Source organism: Pseudomonas sp. P4_B4, assembly GCF_056402255.1.
On sequence record NZ_JBFUHS010000032.1, the window covers coordinates 25,021 to 48,048 of the forward strand.

Here is a 23,028-nt window from a genome sequence, read left to right on the forward strand (position 1 = left end):
ATTATGTTTTTGCGCCATTTCATCGTTTTCAGTTTCATCGCCCTGCTCGCCGGTTGTGCGGGCCTGGGTCCCCGCGAATCGGTCGAGGGGCACGGCAACCCTGCCCAATGGCGCGAGCACAAAGAACAACTGACCAGCCTCGATGGCTGGCAGATCGACGGCAAGATCGGCATCCGTGCCCCGAAAGACTCGGGCAGCGGCACGCTGTTCTGGTTGCAGCGCCAGGATTACTACGACATTCGCCTGTCCGGACCTCTGGGCCGCGGCGCGGCTCGCCTGACCGGACGTCCGGGCAAGGTGTCGCTGGAAGTCGCCAACCAGGGACGTTACGACGCACCGAATCCGGAAGTGCTGCTCGAAGAACAGCTGGGCTGGAAGCTGCCGGTGTCCAACCTGGCCTGGTGGGTGCGCGGGCTCCCGGCTCCGGACAGTAAAAGTCGCCTGACGCTGGATGGCGACAGTCGTTTGGCCAGTCTCGAACAGGACGGTTGGCAGGTCGAATACACCGAATACACCCAACTGAACGGTTACTGGCTGCCCGAACGGATCAAACTGCATGGCACCGACCTGGATGTCACGCTGGTGATCAAGACTTGGCAACCGCGCAAATTGGGGCAGTGAAATGCCAGCCAATCGCCTGACTTTACCCTCGCCGGCCAAACTCAATTTGATGCTGCACATTCTGGGTCGCCGCGAAGACGGCTACCACGAACTGCAAACGATGTTTCAGTTTCTCGATTACGGCGACGAAATCACCTATGCCCTGCGCGATGATGGTGTCATTCAACTGCACACCGAATTCCCAGGCGTCCCCCACGACAGCAACCTGATCGTCAAGGCCGCCAGAAAACTTCAGGAGCAATCCGCTTGCTCGCTGGGCGTCGACATCTGGATCGAAAAAATCCTGCCCATGGGCGGCGGCATTGGTGGCGGCAGCTCGAATGCCGCAACGACTTTGCTCGGTCTTAATCATCTGTGGCAATTGGGCTGGGATGAAGATCGCCTGGCTGGGCTGGGGTTGACGCTGGGCGCCGACGTCCCGGTTTTCGTACGTGGCCACGCGGCTTTTGCCGAGGGCGTGGGGGAGAAACTGACCCCTGTAGACCCGGAAGAACCGTGGTATCTGGTGCTGGTGCCGCAAGTCTCTGTAAGTACGGCAGAAATTTTTTCAGATCCGTTGTTGACACGTAACACTCCTCCCATTAAAGTGCGCCCCGTTCCCAAGGGAAACAGTCGAAATGACTGCTTGCCGGTGGTAACAAGGCGTTATCCAGAGGTACGTAACGCTTTGAATTTGTTAGGTAAATTTACCGAAGCAAAACTCACCGGAACTGGAAGTTGTGTGTTTGGGGGCTTCCCAAGCAAAGCTGAAGCTGATAAAGTCTCGGCCCTTCTTACAGAGACCCTTACAGGGTTTGTAGCAAAAGGAAGCAACGTTTCGATGTTGCATCGCAAGCTGCAAAGTCTGCTCTAAAGGAACCGATTACCGGGTAATCGTTGCAACAAATACAGGGGCGTCGCCAAGCGGTAAGGCAGCAGGTTTTGATCCTGCCATGCGTTGGTTCGAATCCAGCCGCCCCTGCCATTTTCCTATACTCATCCAGGTTACCCTCAGCCTTCAGGTACTGCGCGTGTCCAAGATGATGGTCTTTACGGGGAACGCTAACCCCGATCTGGCTCGGCGTGTCGTACGTCAGCTGCATATCCCTCTCGGTGACATCTCTGTCGGTAAATTTTCCGACGGCGAAATTACAGCCGAGATCAATGAAAACGTCCGCGGTAAAGACGTCTTCATTATTCAGCCGACTTGCGCTCCGACCAACGATAACCTGATGGAACTGGTAGTGATGGCTGATGCCTTCCGCCGCTCCTCGGCTACTCGTATCACTGCTGTTATTCCTTACTTTGGTTATGCCCGTCAGGATCGCCGTCCGCGTTCCGCACGTGTGGCTATCAGCGCGAAAGTCGTGGCTGACATGCTTACCGTAGTCGGCATCGACCGTGTTCTCACGGTTGATCTGCATGCTGACCAAATCCAGGGTTTCTTCGATATTCCGGTAGATAACATCTACGGCTCCCCGGTTCTGGTGGATGACATCGAAGATCAGCGCTTCGAAAACCTGATGATCGTGTCCCCGGACATTGGCGGCGTCGTGCGTGCACGTGCCGTTGCCAAATCCCTGGGCGTGGATCTCGGGATCATCGACAAACGCCGTGAGAAAGCCAATCACTCTGAAGTGATGCATATCATCGGTGATGTCGAAGGGCGTACCTGTATTCTGGTCGATGACATGGTCGATACCGCCGGCACCCTGTGCCACGCGGCCAAGGCCCTGAAAGAGCATGGCGCTGCCAAGGTTTTCGCCTACTGCACACACCCTGTGCTGTCCGGTCGGGCGATCGAAAACATCGAAAATTCCATGCTGGACGAACTGGTGGTGACTAACACCATCCCGTTGTCCGCTGCTGCACAAGCCTGCTCGCGTATCCGTCAACTGGATATCGCGCCGGTAGTTGCCGAGGCGGTTCGCCGCATCAGCAATGAAGAATCGATCAGCGCGATGTTCCGCTAAGGGCCCTGCCCTTCTCGAAATGTCTCGTTGACGAAAAGCGCCCCGCCCCGGCATTCCTGTCGGGGCGGGGCTTTTTTGCCCATATCGCCTTTAGCGCTGGTCGCAAACGCTGGGGCGAATGTGGTTATTTTGGAGATACAACATGAACGATTTTACCCTGAATGCTGAAGTGCGTTCCGACCTGGGGAAAGGTGCGAGCCGCCGCCTGCGTCGTCTCGCAAGCCTGGTTCCAGCTGTAGTTTACGGTGGCGAAAAAGCCCCTGAATCCATCAGCATGCTGGCCAAAGAAGTTGCCAAACTGCTCGAAAACGAAGCGGCTTACAGCCACATCATCGAGCTGAACGTTGGTGGCACCAAGCAGAACGTCGTGATCAAAGCCCTGCAGCGTCACCCGGCCAAAGGCCACGTGATGCACGCTGACTTCGTACGCGTAGTAGCTGGCCAGAAACTGACCGCTATCGTTCCAGTGCACTTCATCAACGAAGAAGCACCGACCAAGAAAGGCGGCGAAATCTCGCACGTTGTTGCCGAGATCGAAGTTACCTGCCTGCCGAAAGATCTGCCTGAGTTCATCGAAGTCGACCTGACTAACGCTGAAATCGGTTCGATCATTCACCTGTCGGACCTCAAGGCTCCTAAAGGCGTTGAGTTCGTGGCCCTGGCACACGGCGATGACAAGGCTGTTGCCAACGTCCACGCTCCACGTGTTGCTCCAGAAGCTGCAGAAGGCGCTGCAGAGTAATTTTACTCTGTACGCCGGAGTGACCGGAAACATCGCGGACTAGAGCATAGCGAGAAAGCGGGCGAGAACGCGGAGTTTACATCATGGTAAATGAGCAATTTTCGTCCACTTTCGCCGCTCTCCCTGATTGCAGCGATGTTATCCACCACTCCAAGGAAGGGCCCCTATCGTGACTGCCATCAAACTGATCGTTGGCCTGGGAAATCCAGGCGCTGAATACGAACAGACCCGGCATAACGCAGGGGCCCTTTTTGTTGAGCGCATCGCGAACGCACAAGGCGTGAACCTTGTGGCGGACCGCAAATATTTCGGCCTGACCGGGCGCTATTCGCATCAGGGTCAGGATGTTCGTCTGCTGATTCCCACCACGTACATGAACCGCAGCGGCCAGGCCGTGGCGGCACTCGCCGGTTTCTTCCGCATCAAGCCTGAAGAAATCCTCGTGGCGCACGACGAACTCGACCTGCCTCCGGGCGTTGCCAAGCTCAAGCAAGGCGGCGGCCATGGCGGTCACAACGGGTTGCGCGACATCATTGCGCAACTGGGCAATCAGAATACCTTTCATCGCTTGCGGCTTGGCATTGGCCACCCGGGCGTTGCCAGTATGGTTTCAAATTTCGTCCTGGGTCGTGCGCCACGCGCCGAACAGGAAAAACTCGATGCCAGCATCGACTTTGCCCTCGGCGTGCTGCCGGATATCCTCGCCGGGGAATGGAACCGCGCGATGAAAAACCTGCACAGCCAGAAGGCCTGACTCTTATCCGAGGGGAAACACCATGGGATTCAATTGCGGCATCGTCGGCCTGCCTAACGTCGGCAAGTCCACCCTGTTCAACGCCCTGACCAAATCCGGGATCGCGGCCGAAAACTTCCCCTTCTGCACCATCGAGCCCAACAGCGGTATCGTGCCGATGCCGGATCCGCGCCTGGATGCCCTGGCGGCCATCGTCAATCCAAAGCGCATCCTGCCGACCACCATGGAATTCGTCGACATCGCAGGCTTGGTCGCTGGCGCGTCGAAAGGTGAAGGCCTGGGCAACAAGTTTTTGGCCAACATCCGTGAAACCGATGCCATCGCCCACGTGGTCCGCTGCTTCGAAGACGAGAACGTGATTCACGTCTCCAACAGCGTCGACCCGAAACGCGACATCGAAATCATCGAACTGGAACTGATCTTCGCCGACCTCGACAGCTGCGAGAAGCAACTGCAGAAAGTCGCGCGCAACGCCAAGGGCGGTGACAAGGACGCAGTGGTCCAGAAAGGCCTGCTGGAGCAACTGATCGCCCACTTCACCGAAGGCAAGCCAGCGCGCAGCCTGATGAAGAACATGGGTGCCGACGAGAAAGCGGTGATCAAGGGCTTCCACCTGCTGACCACCAAACCGGTCATGTACATCGCCAACGTCGCTGAAGACGGTTTCGAGAACAACCCGCACCTGGACGTGGTACGCGCCATTGCAGAAGAAGAAGGCGCCGTGGTTGTTCCGGTGTGCAACAAGATCGAAGCGGAAATCGCCGAGCTCGATGACGGCGAAGAGAAAGACATGTTCCTCGAAGCCCTGGGCCTCGAAGAGCCTGGCCTGAACCGCGTGATCCGCGCCGGCTACGAAATGCTGCACCTGCAGACCTACTTCACCGCCGGTGTCGAAGAAGTCCGCGCCTGGACCGTCCGCGTCGGTGCCACCGCACCACAAGCCGCCGGCGTGATCCACACCGACTTCGAAAAGGGCTTCATCCGCGCCGAAGTGATCGCCTACAACGACTTCATCCAGTACAAGGGCGAAGCCGGTACCAAGGAAGCCGGTAAATGGCGCCTGGAAGGCAAGGACTACATCGTCAAAGACGGCGACGTGATGCACTTCCGCTTCAACGTGTAAGCCTCACGCCCAAGAAAAAGCCGCGTTTGATACGCGGCTTTTTTGTGCCTGAAACATTCATCCGCCCCACCACCGAACAACTGTGGGAGCGGGCTTGCTCGCGAAAGCGGTGTTTCAGGCGAAATAGATGTCGACTGACACGCCCTCTTCGCGAGCAAGCCCGCTCCCACAGGGGGATTTGTGTCGGCTCAGGCCTTTTTGGTACGCGGCAGGAAGATCGCCAACACCCCGAACAGCGGCAGGAACGAACACAGGTAGTACACGTACTCGATTCCGTGAATGTCCGCCAGATGGCCCAGCAACGCCGCGCCAATCCCGCCGAAGCCGAACATCAAGCCGAAGAACACCCCGGCGATCATCCCGACATTGCCCGGCACCAATTCCTGGGCGTACACCACGATGGCCGAGAACGCCGAGGCGAGGATGAAGCCGATGACCACGCTGAGGATGCTGGTCCAGAACAGGTCGACATGGGGCAGCAGCAATGTGAACGGTGCAACGCCGAGGATCGAGAACCAGATCACCGCCTTGCGCCCGATCTTGTCGCCGATCGGCCCGCCGAAGAATGTCCCCGCCGCGACCGCGCCCAGAAACAGGAACAGGTGCAACTGCGAACTGGCCACCGACAGGTCGAACTTCTCGATCAGGTAGAAGGTGAAGTAGCTGGTGAGGCTCGACATGTAGAAATACTTGGAGAACACCAGCAACCCGAGTACCACCAGCGCGCTGGTCACTCGGCCCTTGGACAGGCCGTGAGTCGCCGCCTGACCTTGCTTGAGCTTGAACAGGTTCAAGTGGTTGGCGTACCAGCGGCTGATCCGGTAGAGCACGAACAACGCAAACACCGCGAACAGGCCGAACCAGGCCACATGCCCTTGACCGTAGGGAATGATGATCGCCGCCGCCAGCAACGGGCCGAACGCCGAGCCTGCGTTACCGCCGACCTGGAAGGTCGATTGCGCCAGCCCGAAGCGCCCGCCCGAAGCCAGGCGCGCCACGCGGGACGCTTCCGGGTGGAAGGTCGATGAACCGATGCCGATCAGCCCCGCCGCCAACAGGATTAGCGGGAAACTGGCGACCACCGACATCATCAGAATGCCGACCAGGGTGCAGACCGTACCCGCCGGCAACAACCACGGCTTGGGATGGCGGTCGGTGTAGTAACCGACCCACGGTTGCAGCAGCGAGGCCGTCAACTGGAACGTCAGGGTGATCAGGCCGACCTGAGTGAAGGTCAGGCCATAGTTGGCCTTGAGCATCGGATAGATCGACGGCAGCACCGACTGGATCAGGTCGTTGATCAAGTGCGCCAGCGCTACGGCGCCGATGATGCGCATCACCAGGGGACTGCTTTGAGGCGTAGCGGACGCCGGCACTGAGCCGGACTGGGCGTTGCTGATAGCCATGGGAATTTCCAGACAACAGGAGGTACAAACGAGCAGGTGCGTCAATGTGCCATTTTTCAGTGCGGCAACGCCATCCCCTTAGCCTGCTAACGACTTCGTTTTTTCATCGCCACATCCTTGATGGCGCAAAGCCATGGTCTGAATCTTGCCTTCCTTGCCTGCTTGAACGCGGCTTCCTTACAAAGGAGACCGACAATGGGAAGTTTCGCTACAGAGTCGGCCTACAGAGCGGACAAGGGTGAACTTTCGAGGCCTTTTTAGAGGGCACGAGTCGGAGGTGCGACAACCTCCGACGCACGCCAATGGGGCGTGGTGTCCAGAGGAGTCATGGGGCATGCAGGCTTTTTTATCACCGGGGATCAGGTTGCTGGGGCGTTTTGGCTTCGCACGTAAATTCCAACTGTTGTTCCTACTGTTTATCCTGCCGCTGGCCGGCAGCCTGTGGATGATCGGCCAGGACTATCGCGACAAGCTCAGCCTGATCTCCGGCGAACGCGCAGGGGTGCGGCAATTGCTTGCGCTCGATGCGCTGGATGACCTGCTCGCCGCCCAGCGTGATCGCGCCGCCCGGTGGCGCGCCACGGAAACCAATCGCCAGCCAACGCCGGCCACCCTCGCCGCGATGGCCGCCTTCGATGCGGTTCAGCCCGCCGTCAGCCAGGCCACTGCCGAGTTGGGCAATGCCCTGCAAAAAGAAAGTGCCGAGGGTGAAACCCTGACGCGTTACCAGGCCCTGCAAACCGCCCTCGATGGCCTCGATTCAAAAAGCCTGAGCAATGTCGGCTGGTGGCCCGATGGCTACGATCGCTTCACCAACGCCTTGAGCGCCTTGCAAGCCTTGCGCGAGCAGATCGCCATGGACAACCGCCTGACGCTGGCACCGTGGCTGGAGACTTATTTGCTGACGCAGATCTCCACCCAGCATGCGCCAGACCTGATCGAACGGGTCGGTCGGCTCGCGGCGGTGGGTCAGGCCTCGGTGGTGTCCGGACAGTTCACCCTGCAAAGCCGCCTGCAACTGCGCGACCTGCGCAGCCGCATCGGCGATGCGCGCGAGCAGCTGGTGAAAACCGCAGGCCTGCTCGAAGCGCGCTTGCCCAGCGCCCTGCAAACCTGGGCCGGGCAATACCATGACAGCCTCAAGCGTCTCGATGCAGGCCTGAAGGTGCTGGATGACGGCGTGTTCGGCGGCAGCATCAACCTCAAGCCGGAGGACTTCGAACGCAGTCTCGATGCCCTGCTCTCCGACCTCGCCTCGTTGCGCCAGCAGTCGCTGGTGTCGCTGGATCAACGCCTGGATTACTACCACGACTCGGCGATCCGCCAGTTCATTGTGGTGGCCGCCGTATTGGGCTGCCTGCTGTTGGCCGCACTGTATCTGTTCATCTGTTTGCAGGCCTCGATCCGCCGCAGCGCCAGCGGCATCACGGTACTGGCCGAGGCCTTGCGCGATGGCAATCTGAGCCTGCAAGTGCCGGTTCAGGGCCGGGACGAACTGGCGGTCATCAGCACCGCGCTGAACGTCGCCGTGGTGCAACTGCGCACCAGCCTGCAAGGGGTGGATCATGAAACCCTGCAACTGAGCAACGCGGTACAAACCCTCAACCATCATTCCAGCGACGCCCTGGGCGAAGTCGAAGCCCAGCAGTTGCAGATCAGCCAGATTGCCGCTGCGGCGACGCAACTGGCCGCCACCTCCAAAGGGGTGGCCCACAGTTGCGAACAGGCGTCCGGCAGCGCCCAGCACACCCGGCGCATTGCCGCCGACAGCAGCCGCGACAGCCAGCGCACCACCGCGAGCATCCAGCAACTCAATCAACGTCTGAACGACACTGCTGCGGCGCTGGGCCGGGTAAGCGAGCAGGGGCAGCAGATTCAACTGGTGGTCGACACCATTCGCGGCGTCGCCGAGCAAACCAACCTGTTGGCACTCAACGCCGCCATTGAGGCGGCTCGGGCGGGCGAGCAGGGGCGTGGCTTCGCGGTGGTGGCCGATGAAGTGCGCAGCTTGTCCCAACGCACGCAATCGTCGACCGCACAGATTGCCGGCACGGTCGACAGCTTGCGCAACACGGTGAATGAGGCCGTCAGCCTGATGCAAGCCGCATGCAGTCAGGCAGAGAGCGATGCACAAGCGGTCACCGGCCTCGGTGAACGGCTCGGGGAAATCGCCAGCGCAGTGCAGAGCGTCACCGATACCCTGGCGCAAATTGCCACGGCGGTAGAGGAACAGGCCAGTACCGCCGACGAGGTCAGCGGCAATATCCAGCAGGTCGATCAAGCGGCGGTGCGCTTGCTCGAAGGTGCTCGCGCGGTGAATCAGGCAGCGGACACCCTGAGCCACGGCAGCAAGGCCTTAAGCGACAACACCGGGCGCTTCCGCTTGAGTTGAGTCCGCCAGGACTTCTCAGGCGCGGATCACCGCCTCCGGGAAGTCCTGCTCCAGTTCGCTCTTGAGCCAGTCGATAAACCACGCCACGTCCGCCGAAAGCTCGGCGGTCGGCGTCAGCACCCGATAGCTTTCCAGCTTCACTTGCGCGTCCACCACCCGCACCAGCTTGCCGCGATGGAGTTCTTCGCGCACCAGCACTTCGTTGGCCAGTGCAATGCCCTGCCCGCTCTCGGCCACCGACAATGCGTGGTCGTTGTTGACGTAGAGCATGTCCGAATTGAGGTGGATGTCGAGGTCGTTGGCGGCGAACCACAGGTTCCACCACTCGCCGTCGTCGACGTGGATCAGGTTGTGCTTCACCAGGTCCGCGGGGCTGTCGATGGGCTCGACGCTGGCCAGATAATCGGGGGAACAGATCGGAAACACTCGAGGACAAATCAGGCTGGTGCGCGAGTGGGCATATTGGCCGTCCACCCCGTAGACGATGCCCAGGTCAGCGCTTTTGCCATCCACTTCGGTGAAGGTCGAATTGGGTTCGATGGCGAACTTCAAGCCCGGGCGCAGATGACGCATGGCCTCGATGCGCGGCATCAGCCAGCGCTTGGCGAACCCCGGCACCACCATGATGCGTAGCCAGCGCTCGGCATGCTTGGGCTGCGCCTCTTTTCCGGCCTCGATGATCAGCTGCAAGGCGGCGGTGATCTTGCGGTGGTACTTCTCCCCCGCCGTCGTCAGGTTGACCCCGCGAGAGGTGCGCTCGAACAGTTGGATGCCCAGCCAGTCTTCCAGCAACTTCACGTGACGGCCGATGGCAGGCTGAGTCACGTGCAGGGCTTTGGAGGCTTCGACATAGCTGCCCAACCGGGCCGCGGCATCAAAGGCACGCACCGCGTTGAGCGGCGGCAAACGGTGGTCAGGCATGGTTTCCGGGCGCCTTCTGCTGTTAAATTTTTTAACAGCCCCTATGTTAAAATTGAAGTTTCGCCCCCGCAACCCCTCGCTGATAATCGATCCACAGCAGAACAAAAAAACAGCTGGTTACAACACCCGAACGCAATCTCGATCCTGCCCAGAAAAATAATATCCATGGCCCGACGGCACAGCTGTTTTCAGCACGTGCACAGGCGATGGGGGAATCGGAGGTAACGCATGAATGCCCTGCATTCGCTGCAAACGCTGGCGGTGTCCATCCGCTCAGTGCGCAAAGTCTACGGTGATCCAAAGACTGGCCCGGTGGCGCTGAAAAGCATCGACCTGGACATTCGCGACAACGAGTTCTTTACCCTTCTCGGCCCTTCGGGCTGCGGCAAAACCACGCTCCTGCGGATGATCGCCGGGTTCGAATTCCCTACCGAAGGCGAGATTCTGCTCTACGGCGAAAACATCGCCGACCGCCCGCCCTTCCAGCGTCCGGTCAACACGGTGTTTCAGCATTACGCGTTGTTCCCGCACATGACCATCGCCGAGAACCTGGCGTTTGGTCTTGAATCCCACCCGATGGGCAAAGTCCTGAACAAAACGCAAATGGCCGAACGGGTGCGCGAGATGCTCGCCCTGGTGCAGATGGAGCGCTTTGCCAACCGCAAGCCAGCGCAGCTGTCCGGCGGTCAGCAACAGCGCGTCGCCCTCGCTCGCGCATTGGCGCCGCATCCCAAAGTCTTGCTGCTCGACGAACCGCTCTCGGCGCTGGACCTCAAGCTGCGCCAGGCCATGCGCGAAGAGCTGAAAACCATTCAGGCGCGCACCGGCATCACCTTCATCTTCGTCACCCATGACCAGGAAGAAGCCCTGACCATGTCCGACCGCATCGCCGTGTTGTCCGAAGGCGAAGTGCAGCAGGTCGGTCGGCCGGAGGACATCTACGAACGCCCGCGCAATCGCTTCGTGGCGGACTTCATCGGTGAAACCAACTTCATCGAAGGCACGGTCACCCGCGTCGAAGACGGCCTGGCGTGGTTCGCCGGCCCGGCCGGTCATCCGCTGCCTGCGCAGCCGTGCAGCGATGTGCAAGTCGGTGCCAACGTCGCATTGTCCGTGCGCCCCGAGCGTTTGCATCTGGTGCCAGCCACCACTGAGAACGCTCTGCCGTGCCGGATCGAGGCGCAGATCTACCTCGGCACCGACCTGCAATACCAGATCAGCCTGAGCGACGGTTCGCGCCTCACCGTGCGCACCCCCAACTGCGTCGACCAGGGCAAACGCTTCGCCGTCGGCAGCCAGGCCGGTCTGTTGTTCGACCAGGGCAGCGCCAGCGTCCTGCACGATTGAGCACGAGGAATTGCCATGCACGCTTTACCGATTGCCAACACGCTGGAACGTCGGCGGGCCTTCCAGAGCTTTCTCGGGGTCAGCCCGGCGCTGATCGCCATCGGCCTGTTTCTGATCGTGCCGATCCTGATCGTCATCGGTTACTCGCTGATGGAGGCCAACCCCTACGGCGGGGTGAACAAAGTATTCAGCAGTGAAGCCTACACCTCGCTGCTGTTCGAGCGGCAACTGGACGACAGCCTGGCCTTCGCCGACTCCTACCTGATCATCGCCCTGCGCTCCATCGGCATCGCCGGGCTGACCACGCTCATTACCCTGTTGATCGGTTTTCCGGTGGCAGTGTGGCTGGCCATGCAACCAGCCCATCGCCGTGGTCTGCTGATTTTCCTGATCACCGTGCCGTTCTGGGCCAACCTGCTGATCCGCACCTATGCGTGGATTCTGCTGCTGCGCAACACCGGGGTGATCAACAACAGCCTGATGGGCCTCGGGGTCATCGACCAGCCGTTGCAACTGCTCTACACCGACGGCGCAGTGCTGCTGGGGCTGGTTTACACCTACGCGCCCTTTGTCGTGCTGCCGATCTACGCCACCCTGGAAAAAATGGACACCCGCCTGCTCGAGGCCGCTCAGGACCTCTACGCCGGACGCGTTCGAACCTTGCGCAAGGTGGTGTTACCGATCGCCAAGCCGGGGATTCTCGCCGGCGCCATCCTCACTTTCGTGCCTTGCCTGGGCGCAATGATCGCCCCGGAACTGCTCGGCGGCGGCACGCGGATGATGCTCGGCAACCTGATTTTCCGCCAGTTCAGCGATGCACGTAACTGGCCATTCGGCGCGGCCCTGTCGCTGGTGCTGATGGCGGCGGTGATGTTGGTACTGACGGTGTATGCCCTGCGTGCCGAGCGCCAGCGCATCGCCAAAGGAGGTGCGTGATGATCGGCCTGTTCAAACGCAACACGCTGGGCGTACAGGACTTCCCCGGTTTCGGCGGATTCAGTTTCCTGTTCTACCTGTACCTCTACGCGCCGATCGTGGTGCTGGTGGTGTTCTCGTTCAACGCCAACCAGTCGGCCACAGTGTGGACCGGTTTCAGCCTCGACTGGTATCGCGCGGCCTTCGCCAACCAGGCCCTGCGCCAGGCGGCCGGCAACAGCCTGTTGATTGCGGTCTGCGCCAGCATGGTCGCCACGGCCATTGCGACCCTCGCCGCCCTCGGCACTTCACGGGGTGCGAAGTTCAAGGGCCTGCAACTGTCCATGGGCGCGATCATGTTGCCTCTGGTGCTGCCGGAAATCGTGGTCGGCGTCGCCACCCTCGCGCTGTTCTCCACCATCGGCCTGTCCCTGGGCTACGGCAACCTGATCATCGCGCACACGGTGTTCTGTATCCCGTTCGCCTTTCTGCCAATACGGGCACGCCTGAACGACATGGACCTGTCCCTGGAACAGGCCTCGGCCGACCTGTATGCCGGCCCATGGCGGACCTTCCGCAAGGTCACCCTGCCGCTGCTGATGCCGGGGATTTTCTCCGGGCTGATGCTGGCCTTCATCGTGTCGCTGGATAACTTCGTGATCTCGATGATGGTCTCCCAGGCCGGCACCACCACCTTGCCGATCTTCATCTTCGGCCTGTTGCGCATGGGCGTGACACCGGACGTCAACGCCGTCTCGACCCTGATCCTGGGCGTCTCGGTGCTGTTCGTCACGCTCTCTTATCTGCTGGGCAAAAAGAAAACCTGAACCTTCTACGTACTGTGGGGAAATAGCATGAGCAAGTTGATTGCAAGCATCGGCACTTCGTTGTTCCTGACTTTACCGCTGACCATGGTCGGCAGCGTTCAGGCCGCGGAAAAACTCAACGTGGTGAGTTGGAGTGGCTACTTTTCGCCGGAGATTCTCGCCAAATTCCAGAAGCAGACCGGCATCGAAGTCACAGTCGATTCCTACGATTCCAACGAAACCCTGCTGGCCAAATTGAAACAGGGCGGTGCCGGTTATGACGTGGCGATCCCCTCGCACCAGTTCGTGCCGATCCTGATCAAGGAAAAACTGCTGGAGCGTTTCGACCCGGTCAACGAGCCCTACTATGCCGGCGTCGTCGACAACCTGAAAAAACCCACCTGGGATCCGGAAGGCGCCTATTCCGTGCCGTTCATCTGGGGCACCACCAGCGTGGTACTCAACACCGAGCGCTACAAGGGCCCCACCGACAGCCTCAAGGTGCTTTACGAACCACCAGCCGAGCTGCAAGGGCGGATCAACATGTTCGACTCGGTCAGCGACGTGGTGGACATGGCCAGCCTGTACCTGAACATTCCGCTGTGCAGTGAGGACCCTAAGCAGATGCAGCAGATTCTGACCCTGCTCAAGGCGCAGAAACCCTTCGTCAAGACCTACAGCTCCAAGGCCGGCTCGATCCGCGAAAACCTCGCCTCGGGTGAAATCGACATGTCGACCTTCTGGGGCGGCTCGTCGATGCGCGCCCGGGAGATGAATCCGAGCTTGAAGTACCTGTACCCGAAAGAGGGTGTGCTGGCCTGGGTCGATAACATGGTCATCCCGACCGGTAGCAAGAATCCAGCAAACGCCAAGGCCTTCATCGCGTTCCTCAGCCAGCCTGAAAACGCGGCGATGACCCAGAACTTCCTCAAGCACCAGAGCCCGATCAAGGGTGTGGAGCCGTTCCTCGATGCGGGCCTCAAGGACGCGCCGGAGCTGCACATTCCCGAAGGCACCCAGGTGGTGTTCAGCAAGACCTGCGGCGAAGGCGCGATCCGCCTGGCCGATCGTCTCTGGACCAACCTGATGCGTTGATCTCTACCGCCCCGACGCATTGGCGGGGCGTTTTTCCAGCCGTCTGAAAGGCCGCTTGCAATGAACTCTAATAACATCAGCGAACTGGTCCTGTTGCAGGCCCACGAGCTCGCCGAACGCATCCGCCTGCGCCAGGTTTCCTGCCGGGAAGTGATGCAGACTTATCTTGCCCATATCGAACGCTTCAACCCGCTGGTCAATGCGCTGGTGAGCCTGCAAGCGCCAGAAGACCTGCTGGCCCAGGCCGATATCCGCGACGCCGAACTGGCGAAAGGCCAATACCGTGGCTGGATGCACGGCCTGCCCCACGCCATCAAGGACTTGTCCCTGACCCGTGGCATCCGCACCACGCTGGGTTCGCCGCTGTACAAGGACTTCATCCCCGAGCGCGACGGCATCATGGTCGAGCGGATCAAGGCCGCGGGCGCGATCATCATCGGCAAGAGCAACACCCCGGAATTCGGCCTCGGCTCGCAAAGCTATAACCCGCTGTTCGGCGCGACCGGTTGCGCCTACGACCCGAGCAAGACCGCCGGCGGCAGCAGCGGCGGCGCGGCGGCAGCGCTGGCGATGCACCTGGTGCCGGTGGCCGACGGCAGCGACATGATGGGCTCGCTGCGCAACCCGGCGGCCTTCAACAACATCTTCGGTTTCCGTCCGTCCCAGGGCCGCGTGCCCTTCGATGACAGTGCCGACCTGTTTATCGACCAACTCGGCTACGAAGGCCCCATGGCTCGCAGCGTGCGCGATGCAGCGTTGCTGTTGTCGGTGCAGGCCGGGGCCGATGCGCGGGCGCCACTGTCCATTGCCGAGCCCGGTAGCGCCTTTGCCGCACCGCTGGATCGAGACTTCAAAGACGTGCGTCTGGGCTGGCTCGGCGACTTCAACGGCTACCTGCCGATGGAGCAAGGCATCCTCTCGCTGTGCGAGAAGGCCTTTGCCGACTTCGAAAGCCTGGGTTGCCACATTGAGCCCGTTCAGTCCGAATTCGCGCCAGAGAAGCTATGGAGCAGCTGGCGGACGTTGCGCCACTGGATGGTCGCCGGCTCGTTGGGTGCGACCTATGCCGACCCGCAAAAACGTGCGCTGTTGAAACCGGAAGCCTGCTGGGAAGTGGAAAACGGCCTGAAACTCTCGGCCACCGACGTGTTTGCCGCCTCGGTGACGCGCAGCGACTGGTATCGGGCGATCTCCAGGCTATTCGAAAAATACGACTACCTGCTGCTGCCCAGCGCCCAGGTGTTCCCGTTCGATAAAACCCGACCGTGGCCTGCCTCCATCGAAGGCGTGACCATGGACACTTATCACCGCTGGATGGAGGTGGTGATTCCCGGCACCTTGTCCGGCTGCCCGGTGGCTAACGTGCAAGTGGGCTTCAACCAGAATGGTCTGCCCATGGGCCTGCAAATCATCGGCAGACACCAGGCCGACTTCGCTGTCCTGCAACTGGCGCACGCGTACGAACAGGCCAGCCGCTGGTTCCAGCGCTGCCCTTCGCCACTGCTCAGAGGATAGATTTTGATAAACGGTTGAAAGCGCAGAGAAATATTTTAGATTTATGCTTGACGCATCCCCGTTACCGGTGAATAATGCGCGCCACTTGGCTACATAGCTCAGTTGGTTAGAGCATAGCATTCATAATGCTGGGGTCCGGGGTTCAAGTCCCTGTGTAGCCACCAAGTACCTGTTTACAGATGTCTCCATGAGTCTCTAAACAACCTCAAGAAGCCCGCCTAGTGCGGGCTTTCTTGTGTCTGGGGCATTTGTTTTGTCGCACCATGTACCCGGAACAGCCCTTGCCTTCGTGTCTGCCTGCTTGCATGTTTCAGGTCGCGGCTACCGCTGCTGCCCAATTCGCACAAGGTTTTGCGGCAACCGGACAAGGCCTGCCGCCTTTATGACGAACAAGGCCTCTGCCTGGAAGCGCATCCCCATGGCGGCTCATGATAAATCCTGGGTTAGCCGAGGTACCGGCAGGCCCGCTGCCTTGTGGCGCAATAATGCATCAAAGCGCGACTGGATTAACCCGCGACGCGGTGCTCATCTTGCGCCAACTGCCAGTCATACTGTCGCCATTGATGCTGGTCCGAGACCTGTTTCAACGCTGGCGCGGGGTTGACGACACACGCATGCTGGACCACATGTAAAAGCGGCAAATCATTCACCGAGTCACTGTAGCCATAGCTGCCTTGCAAGCTGTTGCCACGGTGCTTCAGCCACGCCTGCAAGCGCTCCACCTTGCCTTCCCGAAAACTGAGTATCCCTTTAGTCGCGCCGGTAAAACTGTCGCCTTCCTGTTCAAGCTCGATGGCGATCACCTCGTCCACGCCCAGCATGGTCGCGACACGGCGCACGATAAAGTCAGCCGTCGCGGAGATGATCAATAGCTGGTTTCCCTGTTGGCGATGCCACTCGATTTGCCGACGTCCGGCTGGATATATGCGGGGAGCAACGATGCTGGAAACAAAGTCATCTGCCCATCGCTCCACTTCGCTGACGGCCACTCCAGACAACGGTTGGAGCGTAAAGTCCATGTACTGCGCCATGGAGAGTTCGCCCAGATGATAGGCTTGCATCATCGCCTGCTCGGTGACCAGCATGTCGGCTGCGGCCACACCATGCTGCACCAGATAGCGCAGCCAGAGACTGGAGCTATCGCAATCGATAAGGGTCTCGTCCATATCAAAAATAGCCAAAACCGTCATGCGACCTCCTGCAGTTCTTCACGATTGAACAGCAGATCGAGCGGCGCGCCTGCCGGCAGCAAAGACCCTGAGCTGCGATTGAGCATATCGACCATCAACGAGCAGCCTTGCGCATCGACGTGGTAACGAATGACGTTGCCGAGCAGCTGATGGTGACGGACCGTGGCGCGGCACGGTGCACCCAGATGTGAGCCATAGCTGCGGCCGGCTTGCGCCACATGGATCGCTTCTGGCCGGATTGCCAGTTGTCCTTGTATGCGCAGGCCAAGCAGTTGTTCCGCCTGACGGGCATCCAGCAGGTTGTAGCTGCCCATGAAGCGCGCGACAAACCCATTGGCGGGACGGGTGTAGATTGTCTCGGCGCTCCCTTCCTGCACGATGCGACCGCCATCCATGACAATGATGCGGTCGGACAACATCAGCGCTTCTTCCTGATCGTGGGTCACGAAAATAGTCGTCAGTTTCAGCTGCGACTGAATCCGCCTGATCTCCTCCTGCAGGTTCTTGCGGATGCGCGCATCCAGTGCCGACAGTGGTTCATCCAGCAACAGGATGCGTGGCCGCACCACCAATGCCCTCGCCAGGGCGACACGCTGACGCTGGCCGCCGGAGAGCTGACTCACGAATTTGTTTTCGTGCCCCTGCAATTCAACCAGGCGCACCGCTTCGGTCACGCGCTGGAAGGTTTCATCGACACAGACGCCCTGCATTTTCAGGCCGAAGGCAATATTGCCCATCACCGTCAGATTCGGAAACAACGCATAGCTCTGGAAGACCATGCCGATACCACGTTTTTGCGGAGCAACATGGGTAATGTTATTTCCCGCCACCTGGATCTGACCGCTATCGACATCAGTCAAACCGGCGATGCAGCGCAATAAGGTCGACTTGCCGCAGCCACTGGGGCCAAGCAGGGTCACCAGTTCGCCTTCTTTGATATTGAAATGGATGTCGTCAAACACGCGGGTCTTGCCCGAGCCCTTGCCGTAGTATTTTGACAAGTTGGATACTTCAAGATAATTCATCGCACAGTCCTATCGACTCAAGCGGGTGGCAATCCAGGTCACGCCCAGCGTAAATATGAAATAGCTCATCACCACGGCACTCATGAAATGGCCGCTGGTGGAGCGCACGGAATAGAGATAGACGTTCAAGGTTTCGTAACGGCTGCCCACCAATATGTTGGCGAACACGAACTCGCCCAGCAGGAAGGAGAACGAGAGAAACAAAGCGGCCATCAGGCCCTTGCGGATATTCGGCAAGATCACCCGCAAAAAAGCGGCGGGAGTGCTTGCCCCTAGCAGGTGCGCCGCATCCATCAGGTCACGCACGTTCAGCCCTTGCAGACCGTTGGCGAGTGCCCGGTACATGAACGGCAGGACAATCGTGAAATAGCACCCGATCAATACCCACGGCGTACCGATCAGTGGAAGCGGGCCATCGGCATAAATCTGTAACAAGCCCACAGACGAGACCACAGGCGGCACCGCGAACTGGATCAGGATCAGGATGTTCATCCAACGATCCAGATTCGGGAAATAATGGAACACGACAAATGCGGCAGGCACGATGACCACTGTGCTGAAGACCAATGTGCCCAGTGCAATCAACAGGGAGTGGCTAAATGCACTCAAGAACCGCGGCTCTTGCCACAACTTGAGGTACCAGTCGAACGTCAGCCCGTCGGGCAATATGGTTGCCCCCCAGTGCTGGGAAAATGAATACACCAGGGTCGCCAGAACAGGGACACTGAGCAGGGCCATCACGCCATACAGCACGAACTGGTGATAACGGTTAGTGTGCATGGTAGCTTCTCTTCATCAAGAGCTGGTTGACCATCGCCACGAGCACCAGCATCGCCACCAGAAGCACGGACAGTGCTGCCGCCAGATTCGGTTCCAGGGAAATGTCCCCGGCGACCAGGCTGGAAATGCGGATGGTGACCAGGTTGTAGTTGGAGGTCATCAGTGCATACGCACTGGCATACGCCCCCATGGCATTAGCCAACAACAATATGAAAGTGCCGAGTACCGCCGGCAGCAACACCGGCAACGCAACCAGGCGCCAGTAACTGGCACGGCTGGCACCCAGCAAAGAGGCTGCCTCTTGCCAATCATCTTGCAGCGCATCAAAGGCTGGATAGAGCAACAACACCGCTAGCGGTATTTGGAAATAGCTGTAAATCAGCGTCAGACCGGTCTGCGTGTATAGATTGAAATCAGCCAGCAAACCCCATCGCCGCAAGAGCAAGGTCACGGCGCCATTAGTTCCCATCACGATAATGAAGGCGAATGCCAATGACACCCCACTTAGATTGCTGGCCATATTGGTGAATGCCACCGTCATATCACGTAGCGCGCAATCCACCCGCTTCAATGAAGCGGCGACCACCAGCGCGATGGCTAATCCGATCAAGCTGGAGCAGACGGAAACCCAAAGGCTGTTACCAAAGGCCTGCCGGTAAAACGGGGAATGCAGGATTTCACTGAAATTCGCCAGCGACCATGCGCCATCAACCTGCACACTGTTGATCAGCAGCCAGGCTGTCGGTGCCAGTGAAAACAGCGCCAACACACATAACAAAGGCAATAGAACCAGCGCCGCCCGCCAGTGGCGAAAGCGTGGGTAATGCCGGGTGTCGAGAGTCACTGGTATTGCCAGTGGATTCGATGCAGAAGTCATACAGCTAGCCATTCCGTGTTACATGGTTTTTGATAAACGAGCGCGAAATATGGCCGGCGCAAACCTTAGTGCGACCATTACCCTGCTCTCTGCTCTAATGCTCACTTCTAAAAACCGTAGCGAACGACCCAAGTCGCGCAGCAGGTTTTTAGAAGCGAACTAACGCGGTGGAGTTACTTGTTATAAATCATGACTTGTTCTTGCCACTGCCGCGGTATGGCCTTGGTGGTTGTCTCCCAAGCCGCGAAATCCTGGATCGGTTTGGCGTTGCGATACTGTTCAGCCGACAGCATCTTGTCCTTTACATCCTGTGGCAGGACGACGTTGTTGCGAATCGGACGCGCATAACCACGCGCCAGGTTAATCTGGCCTGCATCGCTGAAGATGTATTCACGCGCCAGCTTGGCGGCGTTCGGATGCTGTGCGTATTTGTTGATGAGGGTTGAATAACCGGCACTCACACTACCGTCAGTTGGAATGGATACCGTGAACTGGGATGGATCGATCTTGTCGCGATAGCTCAATGACGTGAAGTCCCATAACAGGGCAACTTCCACTTCACCTTTTTCCATGTTGGCGATATTCGCATCGGTCATGGAGAGCCGCCCTTGTTTAGCCAACTCTGCAAATAACTGATACGCAGGCTGCAAGTTCTTTTCGTTGCCGCCATTGGCAATCGCCGCCGCCAGCAGAGCGCTATTGGCTTGCGCCGAGACGCCCACTTCGCCAACCGTCACCTTGTAGTTGCCTTTGAGCAAATCGCCCCAGTTCTTAGGCGGATTTTTGACCAGCTTGTTGTTGCTGATGAAGGAAATGGTCCCGCTGTAAGCCACCATCCAATGACCGTCTGCGTCCTTGGCCCAAGCCGGAATTTCGTCCCAGGTGGTCGGCTTGTAGGCCTGGGTAACGCCCTTCCTGACGGCAATCGGGCCAAAAGATTGGCCAACGTCACCGATATCGCCTGATGCGTTCGATTTTTCAGCTTCGAATTTTGCGATTTCCTGCCCCGAACTCATGTCGGTGTCCTGATGTACCAGGCCATATGTTTGCGTGATCTGAGCCCAGGTATCTTTCCAGTTTGCCCAGTTATCCGGCATACCCAAACTATTGACCGCGCCTTCTTTTTTGGCTGCGGCGACTAAAGCATCCAGCTCCGACTGCGCGTACGCACTGGAAACTGCAATCGACAAGGCACCTGCAAGCAAACTCGTAATCAGTATTTTTTTCATGGGATAGCCGTGTGGTATAGACCAGATTTGGGCGGAAACTGGATGCTACCCATAAGAAATGACCGAAATGTGACACTTGAGACGCTCCGACTCAGCCCCCTGATGCAATTGAATAGGCGTTAAGCACTTGGCCGGGATAGAACAGAGCTGTCGTTGCGCCAGGGATTGTCTGTCGATGCCACGCTCATTCACGCGCCCGGCACGACCAGAAACAACGAAGGTAATCGGCACCAGAGCGCAGGCGCGGACGACGGTCTGAGCACCCGCTCCGGGTGATCAATCGTCAGAGGGATAGTGGGCGAGGTGTGCCCGAAGAGAGACAGTTGAGTCTCGTAAAGGTAATGAAATGATGAACTGGGATAATATCAGCGCTCAAAAATCATCCAGACCATCACCGTGACAGAAAAAATAACCACTCAAGCTGCCACCATCTATCACGCCCTGGCAACGCAAATCATCAATGGCACTCTGGCGTCCGGTAGCAAGCTCCCTCCCGAACGAGAGCTCAGCGACCTGTTTTCCACAACCCGCATCACGCTCAGAGAAGCCCTGCAAAGAATGGAAGCGGAAGGATCGATCTATCGGGAAAGCAGGCGCGGCTGGTTTGTTACCCCACCCCGACTGGTGTACAACCCCTTCACAAATTCGCTGTTCCACCAGATGGTCGAAAGTCAGGGGCGCAAGGCACTCACACAGGTCATTTCCACCAGTACGGAATTGGCGAGCCCGGAGTTATGCCTGAAGTTGGCGGTGCTGCCGTTAAGCATGCTGCACTGTATACGTCGTCTACGCTCAGTCGATGGGCGCCCCGTGATGTTTGTAGAACATTATCTGAAACCAGAGTTTTTCCCGGACATATTGAAACTGGACCTGACTCAGTCGCTGACATTGATTTACCGAAAACACTATGACATCCATTGCGGCCGCGCCACTTTTGATATTTACCCGACCGCGGCGCAGGCCAGCGTGGCGAACTATCTCAATCTGCCAGAAGGCAGTCCGCTGTTAATGATAATTCGCGTCAACTATGATCAGCATGGACAGATTCTTGATTGCGATCGCGAGTTCTGGCGTCATGACGCAGTCCGGATTTCCATGGATAGCCAAACACTGCATCCAGACAAAGTAGCTTGACCCTCGAAAACCTTACCCGCTGGAAACCATACAGCTTCCCCTTGAACCTTATGCCGTCGGCAATGCAGACAACGCCCGCTCCCAGATCTGCCAGGTGCGCAGCCAGACCATCGCCTGCCAATCGCTGTCGGCGGGATAGAACTGCTCAAGCAGATTCAGCTTGATCCCGCGCCCTGTTGCGTCATTCGGGTTGCCGTGCAGATGCAGCCAGTGGTCATCGCGCAGATGACGGTGAACGTCCGGCCCCGGGTAAGTCCCGCACTCGATGACAAACGGCATCAGCCGCGCCTGCGGCAGCGCATTGACCAGCGCTTGCGAGGTGTAGCCGGTGGCCGTTGCCGCCACGCCGGTTTCGCTGACGGTGTCGGCACCGGTTTGCAGGCTGTAGAGCCACGGACCGTAAATCGCCTGCGCATCTGGCAGCGCCGGATAGGCGGACTCGGTGATGGTCAACAACATCGGATGACCGTACTCGCCAGCACCCGTGTGCAAGTCGAAACACATGGCGACCTCGGCATGGGCCAAGTGCTTTTGCACGATCTTGTGCAGCGTGCGGTTCGACCAGCTCGGCGCCAGCCCGCCGAAAAACAGGCCGTCGGGATGAGCATGCTGACCGCCCTCGACAATCGACATCACCGCCGACCAGCCGTGCAGGCAAATCTGCTCGTCGAGCAAGGCATCGGCACGATCGCGCTCCGGACCGTGCAACTGCGGGCAGGCATAGATTTCATGCAGGGCGTTGTAGGCCTGGTTGTCTGGCAGCGGGCGTTGAAAGTTCAGATGATTGCGGTTCAGGTCGATGTTGTCTTCGTTGACCCGGCGCAACCACGCCATACCCCAAGGGTTGATGGCATGGATCATGACCACGGCGACATCCGTTGGCAGGGAACGCTTGCCCAACTCCTGCAGCCATTTGATCTGGCAGCCCGAGCCGTAGAAGCCTTCGACCCCGTGAGTGCCGCTCAACGCGATCAGCAGCCGCTTGGCGCCCGGATCACCCAGCACCGCCACATCGGTACTCAGGGGCTCGCCGAACGGTCCTTTGAGCGGGTGTGGATATTCCGTCAGCGTTGCGCCTGCCGTGGTCGCTGCGGCCAGGAACTGTTCACGCTGGGTGCTATAGCTGGGCTGGGTGGGGAACTCGGTTTGCATGTTTGCCTCTTGTTGATCTTCTGGCCTGTTTGTTGGCAACGACCCTACAGAA

21 protein-coding genes and 2 tRNA genes are annotated in these 23,028 nt (G+C 59.0%); 15 read left to right on the top strand and 8 right to left on the bottom strand.

What is annotated here, in order from left to right; translation table 11 throughout:
• The first annotated feature begins 3 nt into the window (after positions 1 to 3).
• The 7 genes from lolB (at position 4) to ychF (ending at position 5,192) form a co-directional block, all read left to right on the top strand.
• Complete coding sequence (gene lolB / locus AC1DVE_RS25390; RefSeq protein WP_223454723.1) at positions 4 to 621, top strand: lipoprotein insertase outer membrane protein LolB; 618 nt, start codon at positions 4 to 6, stop codon at positions 619 to 621.
• Between the two features lies 1 nt (position 622).
• A complete protein-coding gene (gene ispE, locus AC1DVE_RS25395; RefSeq protein WP_223533242.1) occupies positions 623 to 1,474 on the top strand; it encodes a 4-(cytidine 5'-diphospho)-2-C-methyl-D-erythritol kinase in 852 nt (283 codons plus the stop codon).
• A gap of 36 nt (positions 1,475 to 1,510) precedes the next feature.
• Positions 1,511 to 1,585: transfer RNA gene (locus AC1DVE_RS25400), tRNA-Gln, on the top strand.
• A 46-nt stretch (positions 1,586 to 1,631) separates the two neighbouring features.
• On the top strand, positions 1,632 to 2,573 hold the full coding sequence (locus tag AC1DVE_RS25405; RefSeq protein ID WP_003208392.1) for a ribose-phosphate pyrophosphokinase: 942 nt from the start codon (positions 1,632 to 1,634) through the stop codon (positions 2,571 to 2,573).
• A gap of 142 nt (positions 2,574 to 2,715) precedes the next feature.
• Complete coding sequence (locus AC1DVE_RS25410; RefSeq protein WP_223454719.1) at positions 2,716 to 3,315, top strand: 50S ribosomal protein L25/general stress protein Ctc; 600 nt, start codon at positions 2,716 to 2,718, stop codon at positions 3,313 to 3,315.
• Positions 3,316 to 3,484: 169 nt separating this feature from the next.
• Positions 3,485 to 4,069 (top strand): aminoacyl-tRNA hydrolase, encoded by a 585-nt coding sequence (gene pth / locus AC1DVE_RS25415; RefSeq protein WP_046030136.1) that lies wholly within the window; start codon positions 3,485 to 3,487, stop codon positions 4,067 to 4,069.
• A 22-nt stretch (positions 4,070 to 4,091) separates the two neighbouring features.
• Entirely contained in the window at positions 4,092 to 5,192 is a 1,101-nt protein-coding gene (gene ychF, locus AC1DVE_RS25420) for a redox-regulated ATPase YchF (RefSeq protein WP_150728018.1), read from the top strand.
• Between the two features lie 188 nt (positions 5,193 to 5,380).
• Here the strand turns inward: ychF and AC1DVE_RS25425 are convergent, their stop codons facing one another.
• On the bottom strand, positions 5,381 to 6,598 hold the full coding sequence (locus AC1DVE_RS25425; protein WP_056726279.1) for an MFS transporter: 1,218 nt from the start codon (positions 6,596 to 6,598) through the stop codon (positions 5,381 to 5,383).
• 334 nt (positions 6,599 to 6,932) lie between these two features.
• Between AC1DVE_RS25425 and AC1DVE_RS25430 the strand changes: the two genes are divergently transcribed.
• Positions 6,933 to 8,990: a methyl-accepting chemotaxis protein gene (locus AC1DVE_RS25430; protein WP_477784284.1), complete on the top strand. Its 2,058-nt coding sequence runs from the start codon at positions 6,933 to 6,935 to the stop codon at positions 8,988 to 8,990.
• Positions 8,991 to 9,005: 15 nt separating this feature from the next.
• Here the strand turns inward: AC1DVE_RS25430 and AC1DVE_RS25435 are convergent, their stop codons facing one another.
• Positions 9,006 to 9,911: a LysR substrate-binding domain-containing protein gene (locus AC1DVE_RS25435; RefSeq protein WP_223533245.1), complete on the bottom strand. Its 906-nt coding sequence runs from the start codon at positions 9,909 to 9,911 to the stop codon at positions 9,006 to 9,008.
• Positions 9,912 to 10,139: 228 nt separating this feature from the next.
• Between AC1DVE_RS25435 and AC1DVE_RS25440 the strand changes: the two genes are divergently transcribed.
• The 6 genes from AC1DVE_RS25440 to AC1DVE_RS25465 all read left to right on the top strand — a co-directional run bounded on the left by AC1DVE_RS25440 (position 10,140) and on the right by AC1DVE_RS25465 (position 15,753).
• Entirely contained in the window at positions 10,140 to 11,258 is a 1,119-nt protein-coding gene (locus AC1DVE_RS25440; protein ID WP_223454714.1) for an ABC transporter ATP-binding protein, read from the top strand.
• 15 nt (positions 11,259 to 11,273) lie between these two features.
• Complete coding sequence (locus tag AC1DVE_RS25445; RefSeq protein WP_223454712.1) at positions 11,274 to 12,194, top strand: ABC transporter permease; 921 nt, start codon at positions 11,274 to 11,276, stop codon at positions 12,192 to 12,194.
• Positions 12,194 to 13,000: an ABC transporter permease gene (locus tag AC1DVE_RS25450; RefSeq protein WP_178120847.1), complete on the top strand. Its 807-nt coding sequence runs from the start codon at positions 12,194 to 12,196 to the stop codon at positions 12,998 to 13,000. The genes AC1DVE_RS25445 and AC1DVE_RS25450 overlap by 1 nt, the downstream gene beginning before the upstream one ends.
• A gap of 27 nt (positions 13,001 to 13,027) precedes the next feature.
• Positions 13,028 to 14,074, top strand: a complete 1,047-nt coding sequence (locus AC1DVE_RS25455; RefSeq protein ID WP_223533247.1) for an ABC transporter substrate-binding protein — start codon at positions 13,028 to 13,030, stop codon at positions 14,072 to 14,074.
• 60 nt (positions 14,075 to 14,134) lie between these two features.
• The gene (locus AC1DVE_RS25460; protein ID WP_223536432.1) at positions 14,135 to 15,589 is read left to right on the top strand and encodes an amidase; all 1,455 of its coding nucleotides are present in this window, start codon (positions 14,135 to 14,137) and stop codon (positions 15,587 to 15,589) included.
• A gap of 87 nt (positions 15,590 to 15,676) precedes the next feature.
• Positions 15,677 to 15,753: transfer RNA gene (locus tag AC1DVE_RS25465), tRNA-Met, on the top strand.
• A 342-nt stretch (positions 15,754 to 16,095) separates the two neighbouring features.
• Here the strand turns inward: AC1DVE_RS25465 and AC1DVE_RS25470 are convergent.
• The 5 genes from AC1DVE_RS25470 to AC1DVE_RS25490 all read right to left on the bottom strand — a co-directional run bounded on the left by AC1DVE_RS25470 (position 16,096) and on the right by AC1DVE_RS25490 (position 20,690).
• Entirely contained in the window at positions 16,096 to 16,779 is a 684-nt protein-coding gene (locus AC1DVE_RS25470; protein ID WP_223454706.1) for an HAD family hydrolase, read from the bottom strand.
• The gene (locus AC1DVE_RS25475; protein WP_223533248.1) at positions 16,776 to 17,804 is read right to left on the bottom strand and encodes an ABC transporter ATP-binding protein; all 1,029 of its coding nucleotides are present in this window, start codon (positions 17,802 to 17,804) and stop codon (positions 16,776 to 16,778) included. Before AC1DVE_RS25475 ends, AC1DVE_RS25470 begins: the two co-directional genes overlap by 4 nt.
• 9 nt (positions 17,805 to 17,813) lie before the next feature.
• On the bottom strand, positions 17,814 to 18,584 hold the full coding sequence (locus AC1DVE_RS25480; RefSeq protein WP_223442545.1) for an ABC transporter permease: 771 nt from the start codon (positions 18,582 to 18,584) through the stop codon (positions 17,814 to 17,816).
• Entirely contained in the window at positions 18,574 to 19,461 is an 888-nt protein-coding gene (locus tag AC1DVE_RS25485) for an ABC transporter permease (RefSeq protein ID WP_223454702.1), read from the bottom strand. Before AC1DVE_RS25485 ends, AC1DVE_RS25480 begins: the two co-directional genes overlap by 11 nt.
• A 173-nt stretch (positions 19,462 to 19,634) precedes the next feature.
• On the bottom strand, positions 19,635 to 20,690 hold the full coding sequence (locus tag AC1DVE_RS25490; protein ID WP_223454700.1) for an ABC transporter substrate-binding protein: 1,056 nt from the start codon (positions 20,688 to 20,690) through the stop codon (positions 19,635 to 19,637).
• A 396-nt stretch (positions 20,691 to 21,086) separates the two neighbouring features.
• On the opposite strand from AC1DVE_RS25490, the gene AC1DVE_RS25495 reads away from it, so the two are divergent.
• Positions 21,087 to 21,824, top strand: a complete 738-nt coding sequence (locus AC1DVE_RS25495) for a UTRA domain-containing protein (protein WP_223454699.1) — start codon at positions 21,087 to 21,089, stop codon at positions 21,822 to 21,824.
• A gap of 48 nt (positions 21,825 to 21,872) precedes the next feature.
• On the opposite strand, the gene AC1DVE_RS25500 is transcribed toward AC1DVE_RS25495, so the two are convergent.
• Positions 21,873 to 22,976: a DUF2817 domain-containing protein gene (locus AC1DVE_RS25500; protein WP_223454697.1), complete on the bottom strand. Its 1,104-nt coding sequence runs from the start codon at positions 22,974 to 22,976 to the stop codon at positions 21,873 to 21,875.
• Positions 22,977 to 23,028: the final 52 nt, after the last annotated feature.